This is a genomic window from Methanocalculus sp., from assembly GCF_029762515.1.
In the GTDB taxonomy this organism is placed as follows: domain Archaea; phylum Halobacteriota; class Methanomicrobia; order Methanomicrobiales; family Methanocorpusculaceae; genus Methanocalculus.
Map to the genome: position 1 here is coordinate 1 of NZ_JARVGN010000553.1, position 1164 is coordinate 1164.

General features: G+C 43.0%; 1 protein-coding gene and 1 pseudogene. Both read left to right on the plus strand.

What is annotated here, in order from left to right:
* Positions 1–138: 138 nt before the first annotated feature.
* Positions 139–966, plus strand: a complete 828-nt coding sequence (locus tag QCH34_RS13085; RefSeq protein ID WP_300334769.1) for a hypothetical protein — start codon at positions 139–141, stop codon at positions 964–966.
* Positions 963–1164, plus strand: a pseudogene (locus tag QCH34_RS13090) (hypothetical protein); the annotation flags it as partial. The gene QCH34_RS13085 and the pseudogene QCH34_RS13090, both read left to right, overlap by 4 nt.

A 1164-nucleotide genomic window follows, 5' to 3' on the forward strand; every position in this document is an offset into this window, starting at 1 on the left:
ATTACGGAAATTGAGGGTTGCAATTCAGGAAAAAGAAGTTGAATCATATTTGGATTATCGCTTTCAAGGAAATCCTTTTATCAGTGATGGATTCCGCTACGCAAAAGCCAAGAAGCGAGGTCTGGTATGAGGAAAAGTATGCATCCTGTAACATTCAGAAGAGTTGTTGAGGCAGCTTTCTGTATAGAAAATGAACGTGAGATATCGTATCGTCAGCTCCAAGATGCTCTATCTGTCTCCGAGAATAGAGCGAAAGAAATACTCCATGAATTGGTGAGAATTGGTCTGATCTCTCGCGATCAACAGGTATTCAGAGAAACAGAGGCCACCAAACGATTTATTCAGGCAATAAAGGGAGATGATTGGCGAACAGTCCATAAGATATTGATGGATTATTCGTATTATGCCAGGTTCTATACTGGGATCAAGAACAATGGGCCAATCGATTTAAACAACCTCCCCCCCCTCATCTCGGATGAGGAGTTTATCTTCAACGCAACGGCCCTCTCTGTTCTCTCGGACTGGACATTGAGGATCGGAACGCTTCAACGAAATGTGTTCAACAGCCATTACTATGACGTTGATGGCACAACGCAGTCATTTGCACAGACATTATTGGGCGTCTACGATGATTTGAACCGATCCGGAATCGGCAATATCAAACAGCGTTACGTCGAGATCCCGAAGATCAGGGAATATGTCTGCGAACAGTTGAAAATTTCACGAAAAAAATTTGATACCACATTTATCGACCTATATGCGAAGAATATCGGTGGATGGGAATTAGCCGGAGCTCCGATTACCACACATGCAAAACAATCCAGCACAAAGATAAAATCTCTTGTTTTTTCCCAGATGCTTGATCGAGTATCGGTAGAACTCACATCTGATAGATACTTGCAGGGAGTCGAGTTCGGGAGAAAACGCTACTATTATCTTGCAATTCACACGAGGGACGTATTATGAGCGATTTGAATATTGTCATTGCTAAGAAGAATTACGAAGTTTTTGGGCTGAATGCAAATCCGTTTCCCTATTCAGGAATCCCCGAGCAGGTTCCAAATATCTACATCGGTCAGCAGGAGGTGATGGATAAGGTGAGCAATGTCCTCTCCTCGGTGTTCTCTACAGGAAATTCAAACCATCTCATCCTCACAGGATCCT

Bases quoted from the DNA above. Each gene is read 5' to 3' on its own strand.
- QCH34_RS13085 (WP_300334769.1), top strand. From the start codon at position 139: ATGCATCCTGTAACATTCAGAAGAGTTGTTGAGGCAGCTTTCTGTATA.